The organism is Mycobacterium sp., from assembly GCF_051006775.1.
GTDB lineage: Bacteria > Actinomycetota > Actinomycetes > Mycobacteriales > Mycobacteriaceae > Mycobacterium.
The window spans coordinates 1-11,038 of record NZ_JBPCSX010000115.1 but is presented as its reverse complement, the minus strand read 5'-3'; the positions used below and the strand labels follow the sequence as shown (position 1 = coordinate 11,038).

At 67.4% G+C, this 11,038-nt stretch carries 12 protein-coding genes; 8 read left to right on the top strand and 4 right to left on the bottom strand.

What is annotated here, in order from left to right; all coding sequences use genetic code 11:
- Nucleotides 1–119: 119 nt before the first annotated feature.
- Nucleotides 120–455 (top strand): hypothetical protein, encoded by a 336-nt coding sequence (locus ACR2JI_RS08520; protein WP_526389645.1) that lies wholly within the window; start codon nucleotides 120–122, stop codon nucleotides 453–455.
- Nucleotides 456–489: 34 nt separating this feature from the next.
- On the opposite strand, the gene ACR2JI_RS08515 is transcribed toward ACR2JI_RS08520, so the two are convergent.
- A complete protein-coding gene (locus tag ACR2JI_RS08515; RefSeq protein ID WP_526389644.1) occupies nucleotides 490–729 on the bottom strand; it encodes a mycoredoxin in 240 nt (79 codons plus the stop codon).
- A 39-nt stretch (nucleotides 730–768) separates the two neighbouring features.
- Here ACR2JI_RS08515 and ACR2JI_RS08510 point away from each other — a divergent pair, with 39 nt between their 5' ends.
- Entirely contained in the window at nucleotides 769–2,838 is a 2,070-nt protein-coding gene (locus ACR2JI_RS08510; protein WP_526389648.1) for a UvrD-helicase domain-containing protein, read from the top strand.
- 1 nt (nucleotide 2,839) lies between these two features.
- Here the strand turns inward: ACR2JI_RS08510 and ACR2JI_RS08505 are convergent, their stop codons facing one another.
- Entirely contained in the window at nucleotides 2,840–3,379 is a 540-nt protein-coding gene (locus ACR2JI_RS08505) for a TetR/AcrR family transcriptional regulator (protein WP_526389643.1), read from the bottom strand.
- A 50-nt stretch (nucleotides 3,380–3,429) separates the two neighbouring features.
- Here ACR2JI_RS08505 and ACR2JI_RS08500 point away from each other — a divergent pair, with 50 nt between their 5' ends.
- The 6 genes from ACR2JI_RS08500 to ACR2JI_RS08475 all read left to right on the top strand — a co-directional run bounded on the left by ACR2JI_RS08500 (nucleotide 3,430) and on the right by ACR2JI_RS08475 (nucleotide 9,376).
- Nucleotides 3,430–3,819: a hypothetical protein gene (locus ACR2JI_RS08500; RefSeq protein ID WP_526389642.1), complete on the top strand. Its 390-nt coding sequence runs from the start codon at nucleotides 3,430–3,432 to the stop codon at nucleotides 3,817–3,819.
- A gap of 1 nt (nucleotide 3,820) precedes the next feature.
- The gene (locus ACR2JI_RS08495) at nucleotides 3,821–4,402 is read left to right on the top strand and encodes a TetR/AcrR family transcriptional regulator (RefSeq protein ID WP_526389647.1); all 582 of its coding nucleotides are present in this window, start codon (nucleotides 3,821–3,823) and stop codon (nucleotides 4,400–4,402) included.
- 94 nt (nucleotides 4,403–4,496) lie between these two features.
- Nucleotides 4,497–4,901: an MmpS family transport accessory protein gene (locus tag ACR2JI_RS08490; protein WP_526389646.1), complete on the top strand. Its 405-nt coding sequence runs from the start codon at nucleotides 4,497–4,499 to the stop codon at nucleotides 4,899–4,901.
- Nucleotides 4,898–7,816, top strand: a complete 2,919-nt coding sequence (locus ACR2JI_RS08485; RefSeq protein WP_526389641.1) for an MMPL/RND family transporter — start codon at nucleotides 4,898–4,900, stop codon at nucleotides 7,814–7,816. Before ACR2JI_RS08490 ends, ACR2JI_RS08485 begins: the two co-directional genes overlap by 4 nt.
- Entirely contained in the window at nucleotides 7,749–8,969 is a 1,221-nt protein-coding gene (locus ACR2JI_RS08480) for a serine hydrolase domain-containing protein (RefSeq protein ID WP_526389640.1), read from the top strand. Before ACR2JI_RS08485 ends, ACR2JI_RS08480 begins: the two co-directional genes overlap by 68 nt.
- A gap of 182 nt (nucleotides 8,970–9,151) precedes the next feature.
- Nucleotides 9,152–9,376 carry a WhiB family transcriptional regulator gene (locus tag ACR2JI_RS08475; RefSeq protein WP_526389639.1) on the top strand — a complete coding sequence of 75 codons (225 nt, stop codon included), beginning with the start codon at nucleotides 9,152–9,154 and terminating at the stop codon, nucleotides 9,374–9,376.
- Nucleotides 9,377–9,557: 181 nt separating this feature from the next.
- Here ACR2JI_RS08475 and ACR2JI_RS08470 read toward each other — a convergent pair whose 3' ends face one another.
- Entirely contained in the window at nucleotides 9,558–9,842 is a 285-nt protein-coding gene (locus ACR2JI_RS08470) for a hypothetical protein (RefSeq protein ID WP_526389638.1), read from the bottom strand.
- A 31-nt stretch (nucleotides 9,843–9,873) separates the two neighbouring features.
- Nucleotides 9,874–11,038: ABC1 kinase family protein (locus ACR2JI_RS08465; RefSeq protein ID WP_526389637.1), on the bottom strand; the 1,165-nt coding region annotated here is incomplete at its 5' end.

Below are 11,038 nucleotides of genomic sequence, written 5' to 3'. Positions count from 1 at the left end.
GTGGACCCGTGCCCGCCGACGCGGGGGGAAATCAGTAGTCGTTGTGCCCGCCTCAGAGCGACAATCCGGGGGTATGCGGGTTGGCCGGCATTGTCAGGGGCCGGTGCCACAGTGCGGGGATGAGTACCGAGATACCTCCGCGTCTGCTGCGCGGCACCGACCTGCGCTACATGCTCACCCGGCTGCTGCAGCTCAACGGTCCGGCCACCGTCGCCGAACTGATCGCGATGCTGAACGCCGAGGGCTTCACCGTTGTGGGCCGGCCGTCCAAGACCGTGTCGGACACTCTGCGGTGGGAAATGGCCCGAGGCCGGGTCTGGCGGATCGGCCGCGGCCGCTACCTGGCCGACGATGTGCCGCGCGGAACCGAGCACAGGATCATCAAGCGGGTCGGCCAGCTGCGCGACGAGGTGTTGTCGCTACGAGGCGGGCAGAGACTTATGTTCCGGGATTAGCGAGCGGGCCTGCGCGGGCGCGGCCGGGCCGGGGTCAGAGCCCGAGCTTGGCCTTGACGTCCTTGATGCTCGGGTTGGTCAGCGCTGACCCGTCGGCGAATTTCAGCGTCGGCACCGTCTGGTTACCGCCGTTGACGCCCATGACGAACTCGGCGGCGGCCGGGTCGTGCTCGATGTCCACCTCGGTGAACGTGATGCCGGCGGACTTCATGGCGATCTTCAGCCGCTGGCAGTAGCCGCACCACACCGTTGTGTACATGGTCACGTCACTCATGCGCGTCAACTTAGCCCACTGTCGGAGGTGACTGCCAAGATGGACGCCGTGAACCTGGGCCTGGACGACGAGCAGCGCGAGGCCGTGCTGGCCGCCCGCGGCCCGCTGTGCGTGCTGGCCGGGGCCGGCACCGGCAAGACCCGGACCATCACCCATCGCATCGCCCACCTGGTCGCCGAGGGTCACGTGGCCGCCGCCCAGGTGCTGGCGGTGACGTTCACCTCCCGGGCCGCCGGCGAGATGCGCACCAGGCTGCGGTCCATGGAGGTCGCCGGCGTGCAGGCCCTGACCTTTCACGCCGCCGCCCGCCGTCAGCTGCAGTACTTCTGGCCACGGGTGGTCGGCGACACCGGCTGGCAGCTGCTGGACAGCAAGTTCGCCGTGGTCGCCCAGGCCGCCAACCGGGCCCGGTTGCAGGTCTCCACCGATGACGTCCGCGATCTCGCCGGTGAGATCGAGTGGGCCAAGGCATCGCTGATCAGCCCCGAGGGGTACGCCGCCGCCGTCGCGCAGATCTCCCGCGACATCCCGCTGGACGCCGAGAAGGTCGCGACGGTCTACGCCGGCTACGAGAAGCTCAAGTCCAACCGCGACGGGATCACCCTGCTCGACTTCGACGACCTGCTGCTGCACACCGCCGCCGCCATCGAGAACGACCAGGCGGTGGCCGGGGAGTTCCGCGACCGCTACCGCTGCTTCGTCGTCGACGAGTATCAGGACGTCACCCCGCTACAGCAGCGGGTGCTGGCGGCCTGGCTCGGCGAGCGCGACGATCTCACCGTCGTCGGCGACGCCAACCAGACCATCTACTCCTTCACCGGCGCCTCACCGCGCTACCTGCTGGAGTTCTCCCGCACCTTCCCCGAGGCGGCCGTGGTGCGGCTGGAACGCGACTACCGCTCCACACCACAGGTGGTGTCGCTGGCCAATCGGGTGATCGCCGCCGCCCGCGGGCGGATGGCCGGCTCCAAACTGCACCTGATCGGCCAGCGCCCGCCCGGCCCGGAGCCGGTGTTCCGCGAACACCCCGACGAGGTCGCCGAGGCCACCGCGGTCGCCAAAGCCATCAAGGCCCTGATCGAGGCCGGCACGCCGGTCTCCGAGATCGCCATCCTCTACCGGATCAACGCCCAGTCCGAGGTGTACGAAGAGGCGCTCACCGCGGCCGGTGTGCCGTTCCAACTGCGCGGCGGGGAGGGCTTCTTCAGCCGCCAGGAGATCCGGCAGAGCTTGGTCGCGATGCAGCGGGCAGCCGACCGGGGTGTCGAGGGTCCGCTGGGCGAGCTGGTGCGAAACCTGTTGGAGCCGTTGGGTTTCGCCCCGGAGGCACCCACCGGCGCCAAGGCCCGGGAGCGCTGGGAGGCGTTGGTCGCCCTTGCCGAACTGGTCGACGAAGAGGTGGCCATCCGGCCGGATCTGGATCTGGCCTCGCTGGTGGCCGAACTGAAGGTGCGCGCCGACTCGCGGCACCCACCGACCGTGCAGGGTGTGACGCTGGCCTCACTGCACGCCGCCAAGGGTCTGGAGTGGGATGCGGTGTTCCTGGTCGGCCTGGCCGACGGCACCCTGCCGATCAGTCACGCCCTGTCCAAGGGCCCCGACAGCGAGGCCGTCGAAGAGGAACGCCGGCTGCTCTACGTCGGAATCACCAGGGCCCGATCACATCTCGAGCTCAGCTGGGCATTGGCCCGTGCGCCGGGCGGCCGGCAGGGCCGGCGGCCGTCCCGTTTCCTCAACGGCATCGCCCCCCAGGCACAGGTCGAGCCGGGTGCGCCGTCGAAGCCACGTCGCCAGCGTGGCGGTACCCCGCTCTGCCGGGTCTGCAATGCTGTGCTGACCACCGCTCCGTCGATCATGTTGCGCCGCTGTGAAAGCTGCTCGGTCGATATCGACGAGGAACTGCTGGCCCAGCTCAAGGAGTGGCGCCTGGCGACCTCGCGGGAGCTCAGCGTTCCGGCCTACGTGGTGTTCACCGACAACACCCTGATCGCCATCGCCGAGTCACTGCCCGACGATGAAGCAGCCTTGACCGCGATCCCGGGTATCGGCGCCCGCAAGCTCGAGCAGTTCGGCGCCGACGTACTGGAGTTGGTGCGGGCCCGCAGCTGAGTCAGGCCAGGCCGAGTTCGCGGGCCGCGGCGTTGGCGGCCCGCGCACCCGCCATCTGGCGCATCAGCAGCAGCCCGTCCAGGGTGGCAACGGCGGCCAGCGCCTGACTGCGTCGTTGCGCGGCGGTGCGCGCGGCGATCCGCGGCTCCAGCCAATCCACCCAGCCGCTCATCAGCAGCGGCGCCAGGGACGCATACGGTTCGCGCCCGGCGCTGGCCAGTCCGATGACTTCGAAGAACACCGCGAAGATCGGATCCGCCGCAGGTGTGGCGAGCATGGGCCAGGCCTGCCGCTGCAGATCCCGCACCGGCAGGGGAGAGTCGCCGAACGCACCGGCCAGCGTGGCCTGCAACCGTTCGCCGAGTGCACCGACGGCCGCGGTGATCAGCTCGGCCTTGGTGGGGAAGTAGTAGACAACCGTACGGTCGCTGATACCCAGCGCCGCCGCGACCGAGGCGAAGGTGAGCGATGCGATACCCGATGCCGCCACGATCTCGGCGGCTGCTGTCAGCAGATCCTCCCGAGAATGCTTGTAGCCCACAGCGCGATCGTATAGTTTGTAGTAACCACTACAAACGTCAGGAGTCAGTGATGTCAGAACGTGTCACCGGGTTCATCGTCGGTCTACTGATTGCACTGGGCTTCGCCATCGTCATCAGCCTGCTGCCCGCCTCGTTGTTCCTCGATACCCCCAGGCGCGTCGCGGTGTACGTGGTCTGCGCGCTGGCGGCTCCGCCCACTGTCTGGCTGCTGCAGGCGGTGGCCCGGCTGCGCGATCTCGATCAGCGGGAGACCTTCTTCTGGGCCATCGCCGGGGCCATGACCTTCGACTCGCTGGCCATCGGGTTCGCGCCGTCGCTGTACGGCCAGACCGGCCAGGCGCTGGCCTGGACCGCCTCGGCCCTGATCTTCGCCTTCGTGACGGCCATCATCGCCGGCCATCTGATGCTCGGGAAGGTGGCGTCGGCACCAGGGCGTTAGCATTGCGGCCGTGACGTGGTCGGACCGGGAACGCGAACTGCTCGCGGTCACGTTGCGTCTGCTGCAGGAACACGGCTACGAGCGGCTGACCCTCGACGAGGTCGCGGCCGCCGGTCGGGCCAGCAAGGCCACCATGTACCGGCGCTGGCCCACCAAAGCCGAACTGGTGCTGGCCGCGTTCATCGAAGGCATCAGCCAGGACGCCGTGCCGCCGGACACCGGCAGCCTGCGCGACGATCTCATCGCGATCGGGGACACCGTCTGCGCGCAGTCCAAGGAGCACGCCAGCACGCTGCGGGTCGTTCTCGGTGAGGTGTCGCGGGATCCGGCACTCAACGACGTCATGCAGGAGCAACTGTTCGATCAGCGCAGGGCGATGATGAAGCAGGTGGTCAAACGTGCGGTCGACCGCGGCGAGATCTGTCCCGACGTGGTCAACACCGAACTGTGGGACCTGCTGCCGGGCTACCTGATCTACCGCACGGTGATCCAGAATCGGCCGCCCACCCGCCGCACGGTCCGCACCCTCGTCGACGACATCATCATGCCCAGTCTCGCCCGGCCCGCCCGGTCCGGGACCTGAGGGTGCCAATGAGCGTCCGGTACCGTACCGTACTGCCGGTGGAGGCTGACCGGTGAAGCGCGCGTCGCTGCTATCGAGAATCGGCAGTAACTGGATGGTGTGGGTCGCCGTCGTGGTGGTCGCACTGGCCGGGTTCGCCGTCTACCGCCTGCACGGCGCCTTCGGCTCCGAAGACCTCTCCTCGACCCAGGGCGGGGCAGCCGATCAGATCGTGCCGTTCAACCCCAAACATGTCGTCCTCGAGGTGTTCGGTGATCCGGGTGCCACGGCGACCATCACCTACATGGACGTGCACGCCACACCGCAGCGGGTCGACAATGCCGTGCTGCCGTGGACCTATGACGATTCGACCACCACGCCGGCGGTACTGGTCAACATCCAGGCTCAGGGCGACGGCAGCACGCTGGGCTGCCGCATCACCATCGACGACGTGGTCAAGGTCGAGCGGATTTCGAACACCCCCAGCGCCTACACCTACTGTTTGGACAAATCCGGATGAGATTCGCAAAGATCGTCCGCAGACTCTGCATCCCGATCGCCATCATCTGGCTGGCCCTGGCCGCCTCCACCAACGCGTTGATCCCGCCGCTGGAAGAGATCGGCCGCATCCACAACGTCGCGCAGAGTTCCAAGGACTCGCCGTCGCTGATCGCCTCCAAGCGAGTCGGAACGGTATTCGGCGAGTACGACTCCGACAGCCTCGTCACGCTCGTGCTCGAAGGACAGGAGCCCCTCGGCGCCGAGGCCCACCGTTTCGGCGACGAGTTGGTGGCCCGCCTGCAGCAAAACGATCGCGTGCAGCACGTCCAGTACTTCTGGGGCGATCCGCTCACCGCCGCGGGTTCGCAGAGCAGCGACGGCAAGGCCGCTCTCATTCAGGTCTATCTGGTCGGCGACGCCGGAAGTAGTCAGGCCAACGAATCGGTCACCGCTGTCCGCAAGATCGTGGCCGACACTCCCGCGCCGGCCGGGGTCAAGGCGTATGTGAGCGGCCCGGCAGCACTGGTCGCCGACGAGTTCGCGGTGGGTGAGGGCAGCCACCTGAAGGTCACCGCGCTCACCTTCGGGGTGATCGCGATCATGCTGCTGATCGTCTACCGGTCCCTGACCACCATGTTCCTCACGCTCATGGCGGTCGCGATCCAGGTGGCCGCGGCCCGCGGCGTCGTCGCCTTCCTGGCGCACATCGGCGTCATCCCGCTGTCGACGTATGCGACCAACCTGCTGACGTTGCTCGTCGTCGCGGCCGGAACGGACTACGCGATCTTCCTGCTGGGCCGCTATCAGGAGGCGCGCCAGAGTGGTGAGGATCGGCAGGCCGCCTACTACACGATGTACCGCAGCACCGCGCACGTGATCATCGGCTCGGGCCTCACGGTCGCCGCCGCGGTGTTCTGTCTGCGGATCACCCGGACGCCGTACTTCCAGAGCCTGGGCATTCCGGCCGGCATCGGTGTTCTTGTCACCCTGGTGGGCTCGCTGACCCTGACGCCCGCAGTCATCACCATGGGCAGCCACATCGGGTTGTTCGACCCCAAGCGCGCCATGCGCACCCGCGGCTGGCGGCGCATCGGCACCGCCATCGTGCGCTGGCCCGGGCCCATCCTGCTGGCCTCGATCGCCGTCGCCCTCATCGGTCTGCTCGCGCTGCCCGGATACAGCACCTCCTACGACGCCCGCCACTACCAACCGGACTGGGCGCCGGCGAAGGTCGGCTACACCGCGGCCGAACGGCACTTCTCGGCGGCCCGGCTCAACCCCGAGGTGCTGATGGTCGAAACCGACCGCGATCTGCGCACCCCGGCGAACATGATCGTGCTCGAACGCATCGCCAAGGATGTCTTCCGCACCCCGGGTGTGGCGATGGTGCAGTCCATCACCCGGCCGCTGGGCACACCGCTGGACCACACCTCGCTGGGTTTCCAGATGAGCGTGCAGAGTTCGAGTCAGATCGAGAGCCTGCCGTTCCAGCAGGCCCGGGCCGACGATCTGCTCAAGCAGCTCAGCGAGATCAACACCTCCATCGACCTGCTCAAGCGGCAGTACGCCGCGCAGACGGAGCTCAGCAACGCCACCGACGAGCAGACCGCGGTGTTCCACGAGACCGTCGACACCATGAATGACCTGCGCGACAAGATCGCCAACGTCGACGACTACTTCCGGCCGTTCCGCAATTACCTCTACTGGGAACCGCACTGCTATGACATCCCGATCTGTGCGGCCGGACGTTCGCTGTTCGACTCGCTCGACGGTATCGACAAGCTGACCAACCAGTTCGAATCCATCACGACCGCGCTGGACAAGCTGACCGAGGTGCAGCCGAGGATCCTCGCACTGTTCCCAGAGCAGATCGCCAGCCAGGAACGCAATAAGGCGTTGGTGGAGAACAACTACGCCACCCAGTCGGGTTTGTTCGCGCAGTCGGCGGAGGCCCTGAAGAACTCCGACGCGATGGGCAAGGCCTTCGACGAGGCCAAGGACGACAGCACGTTCTACGTGCCGCCGGAGGTGTTCGACAACTCCGAGTTCAAGCGCGGTATGAAGCTGTTCCTGTCCCCGGACGGCAAGGCCGCGCGGATGATCATCACCCACGACGGTGATCCGGCGACAACAGAGGGCATTTCGCATATCGACCCGATCCGGCAGTCCGCGGAGGAGGCGCTCAAGGGCACCCCGCTGGCCGGCTCGAAGATCTACATCGCCGGCACCGCGTCGGGGTTCAAGGACGCCCGCGACATGGCCAACTACGACCTGATGATCGTCGTCATCGCCGCGGCCAGCCTGATCCTGCTGATCATGATCTTCGTCACCCACAGCTTGGTGGCCGCACTGGTGATCGTCGGCACGGTGGTGCTGTCGCTGGGCGCCTCGTTCGGGCTGTCGGTACTGATCTGGCAGCACCTGCTGGGTATTCAGCTGTACTGGATCGTGCTGGCGCTGGCCATCATCATCCTGTTGGCGGTGGGATCGGACTACAACCTGCTGGTGATATCCCGGTTCAAAGAGGAGATCGGCGCGGGCCTCAACACCGGTCTGATCCGGACCATGGCCGGGACCGGCTCGGTGGTGACCGCCGCCGGCCTGGTGTTCGCGTTCACCATGTGCGGGTTCATCTTCGGCGAACTGATGGTCCTGGGTCAGATCGGTACGACCATCGGCATCGGCCTGATCTTCGACACCCTGATCGTGCGGTCGTTCATGACGCCGTCGATCGCCGCACTGCTGGGCCGCTGGTTCTGGTGGCCGCTGAATGTCCGGCCGCGCCCGGCCAGCACGATGCTGCGCCCCTACGGCACCCGTCCGAGTGTGCGGGAGCTGCTACACCTCGATGAGGACGGTGATGAGAATGACGGATCCGTACGCGACGGCTCAGGACCTCGGGCTGATGCAGGGGTTCCCCCCACCGCCGGGTAAGCGCGTCGACCGCTCCAACGCCCTGATGACCGGGCCCTTCAACCGGTGGGCCTACCTGCACATGCGGACCATCTTCCCGTCGGCGCCGCTGCGCACCAGTGCTGCGCCGCGGCCGATCCCGTTCGCCATCAACACTGCTATCACGCGCCTCGAGGTGGCCCGCCCCGACGGCAGCGTCACCGACTTCGCGACGTTTTTGCGCGAGACCTACACCGACTCGTTCCTCGTCGTGACGCCCGAGCGGCTGGTCTACGAGCACTACGGCAACGCAATGAACGCCGCCCAGCCACACCAGATGATGTCGTGCACCAAATCCTTCGCCGGGTTGTTCGCATTGATGGCGGGTCTTGACGAGAGCGGCCGGGTCACCGATGTGGTTCCCGAGTTGAGCGTCGCCTCGGCGTTCGCCGACGCCACCATCGGCCAGGTGCTCGACATGGTCAACTCGATGAACTTCAACGAGGACTACGCCGACCCGCGCTCCGATATCGGCCGCTACGTTGCAGCACTGGGCTGGATGGATGACACCACCGGAACCGCGGCCGACAGCCTGTACGACTTTCTGCTCACGCTGCCGATCGACCCGGCGCACGCCCACGGCGAGATCTTCCACTATCAGACGCCCAAGACCGATGTGCTGAACTGGATCACCAACCGCGCCACCGGAAAAACGTTCCAGGACAACATGTCCGACGTGCTGTGGACCCGGTTGGGCACCGAGGCCGAGGCCTATGTGCTGCTGGACCGGTGCGGCACGCTGGTGGCCGGCGGGGGACTCAACGCCGCACCGCGCGATCTGGCCCGCTTCGCCATGATGATGCTCAACGGCGGCAGCGTCGACGGCGAGCAGATCGTGGCGCCGGCCATCATCGAGACCCTGGAGCGTGGCGGTGACCGGGAGGCCTTCGCCAACGGGCCCGCAGCCGTCGGCTACATGGCCACCGACTGGAGCTACCGCGCGCAGTGGTGGATCCGGCACACCCCGAATCGTGAGGCCATCACCGCCATCGGGGTGCACGGCCAGTGGATCTACATCGACCGGGCGCGGCAGGTGGCGATCGTCAAACAATCCTCGCAACCGGTGTCCTCGGACCCGGTGGCCGACGAATTCATCCTCAACGCCTTCGACGCGGTCATCGACCACCTGAATTAATTCAGTTGTGCGCCTGCCGCACCGCCGGTTAGTCTCTGATCCATGTTCGCAACCGCAGCACATCACGCCGCCGCTCACCCGTCCGGGGACTGGAGCGTCTTCTAGCTGTACGCGAGAGACCACAGGCCACGGACGAAAGTCCGTGGCCTTTTTTGTTGTCCAATCCGGGAAGAGAGACCCGCATGACGCCGTGTAGGCGCGAACCCGACCTGTGGTTCGCCGAGGAGCCCGCCGATCTCGAGCGGGCCAAATCGCTGTGCGCCGGCTGCCCGATCCGCCGGCAGTGCCTGGCCGCCGCCCTGGACCGCGCCGAACCCTGGGGTGTCTGGGGCGGGGAGATCCTGGACCGCGGTGCGGTGCTGGTGCGCAAGCGTCCGCGCGGACGGCCGCGCAAGGTCGCGGCGTAGTTGGGGGGCTAGTCCGGTCGCGGCCCAGTCCGGGAGGGAAGCACCTATGGTGGTGCCCGCCTCAGAGCGACAAATGGGGGCGGGGCGACACGGGAAGGGGGTCACCCCTTCCGCACTCAACGCCCGCACCCACCTCCTGCACCGGATTGTCGCTCCGAGGCGGGCACCAAGACAATTGCGCCTAGCGCGGGCCGATTCCGACCGGGCCCACCGGACCCACGACCGGGCCGACGCCGCCGACGCCCACCGGGCCGGCCGGTCCGACGACCGGGCCGACGCCACCGACGCCCACCGGACCTGCGGGGCCGAGCACCGGGTTGGGCGCGTTGACGCACTGCTCAATCTCGAAATCCCAGTACCAGCCGACGGGGCAATCGGCCTGGAGGGTGACCTCGGCGGGTGCGGAGGCCAGGATGGCCAGCGGCGCGAACGCCGACGCGATAGCGAACATCCAGAAACGTGTCATGACCCACCTGTCGCGGGTAAGCCCGAAAGCGTTACGCCGGCTCGGCGAAGCCCGGGATCAGCTCTTCGGCCATCTCCCGCACCGGAACATGGCAGTTCAGCTGGCAGGAGATCGCCACCGTGGAGGCGATCACCCGCAGCGGGATGGCCAGCTCGGGCGGCAGGCCCATCTGGCGGGCCATCTTCAGCTGCTGCGGGGCGTTGGCCATATTGGACTGCGCATGCTTCTGCAACCACTTGCGGGTGTAGTGGAACACCGGCACCTGCAGCGGCTCGACGTACTGGGCCAGCATCTCGTCGACCGACTCCAGCTCGATCTCCTCGCCCGGCCGGATGAAGCCCACCTGCGCCATCGTCGGCAACAGGTCCTCGTAGTTCTTGTCCAGGGCCAGCCGGATCATCCGGCCCATCTCGATCGGCAGGCCGTCGGGCAGCGGCGCCACCGCGCCGAAGTCGATCACCGTCATCCGGCCGTCGGGCAGCATCATGAAGTTTCCGGGGTGCGCGTCACCGTGCATCATGTGAACCCGGGCCGGCGCATCGAAGGTCAGCTCGAAAAGCCTTGTGCCGCACATGTCCCGCTCGTCGGGCGTGCCCTTGCGGATGATCTCCGCCATCGACTTGCCTTCGACCCACTCGGAGACGACGACCTTCGGCGAGCTGCCGACCACATGCGGCACCACGAAGTGCGGATGGCCCTCGTACCCCTTGGCGAACGCGCGTTGGTTATTGGCTTCGAGCCGGTAGTCCAGCTCCATCTCGGTGCGCTCGACGAGCTCGTCGACCACACCCTGCACGTCGGCTCCGGGCGTCAGCTGCTTGAGCACCGAGGTCAGCCGGCGCATGGTCTTCAGGTCGGCGCGCAGCGCCTCATCAGCGCCGGGGTACTGGATCTTGACGGCCACCTCGCGGCCGTCGGCCCAGACCCCCTTGTGCACCTGGCCGATCGACGCCGATGCCACCGGATCGTCGTCGAAGGAGGCGAACCGCTCGCGCCACTTGGTGCCCAGCTGAGCGTCGAGCACCCGGTGCACGGTGGGCGCCGTCCTCGGCGGGGCGTCCTTCTGCAGTTTGGTCAGCGCCTCGCGGTAGGGCTCGCCGAACTCCTCGGGGATGGCGGCCTCGAGCACCGACAGCGCCTGGCCCACCTTCATGGCCCCGCCCTTGAGCTCACCGAGCACGGAGAACAGCTGATTC

Excerpts from the sequence above, each read along its gene's own strand:
- ACR2JI_RS08480 (WP_526389640.1), top strand. The coding sequence starts at position 7,749 with ATGACGGATCCGTACGCGACGGCTCAGGACCTCGGGCTGATGCAGGGG.
- ACR2JI_RS08490 (WP_526389646.1), top strand. The coding sequence starts at position 4,497 with ATGGTGTGGGTCGCCGTCGTGGTGGTCGCACTGGCCGGGTTCGCCGTC.
- ACR2JI_RS08515 (WP_526389644.1), bottom strand. The coding sequence starts at position 729 with ATGAGTGACGTGACCATGTACACAACGGTGTGGTGCGGCTACTGCCAG.
- ACR2JI_RS08475 (WP_526389639.1), top strand. The coding sequence starts at position 9,152 with ATGACGCCGTGTAGGCGCGAACCCGACCTGTGGTTCGCCGAGGAGCCC.
- ACR2JI_RS08470 (WP_526389638.1), bottom strand. The coding sequence starts at position 9,842 with ATGACACGTTTCTGGATGTTCGCTATCGCGTCGGCGTTCGCGCCGCTG.
- ACR2JI_RS08520 (WP_526389645.1), top strand. The coding sequence starts at position 120 with ATGAGTACCGAGATACCTCCGCGTCTGCTGCGCGGCACCGACCTGCGC.
- ACR2JI_RS08485 (WP_526389641.1), top strand. The coding sequence starts at position 4,898 with ATGAGATTCGCAAAGATCGTCCGCAGACTCTGCATCCCGATCGCCATC.
- ACR2JI_RS08510 (WP_526389648.1), top strand. The coding sequence starts at position 769 with ATGGACGCCGTGAACCTGGGCCTGGACGACGAGCAGCGCGAGGCCGTG.
- ACR2JI_RS08500 (WP_526389642.1), top strand. The coding sequence starts at position 3,430 with ATGTCAGAACGTGTCACCGGGTTCATCGTCGGTCTACTGATTGCACTG.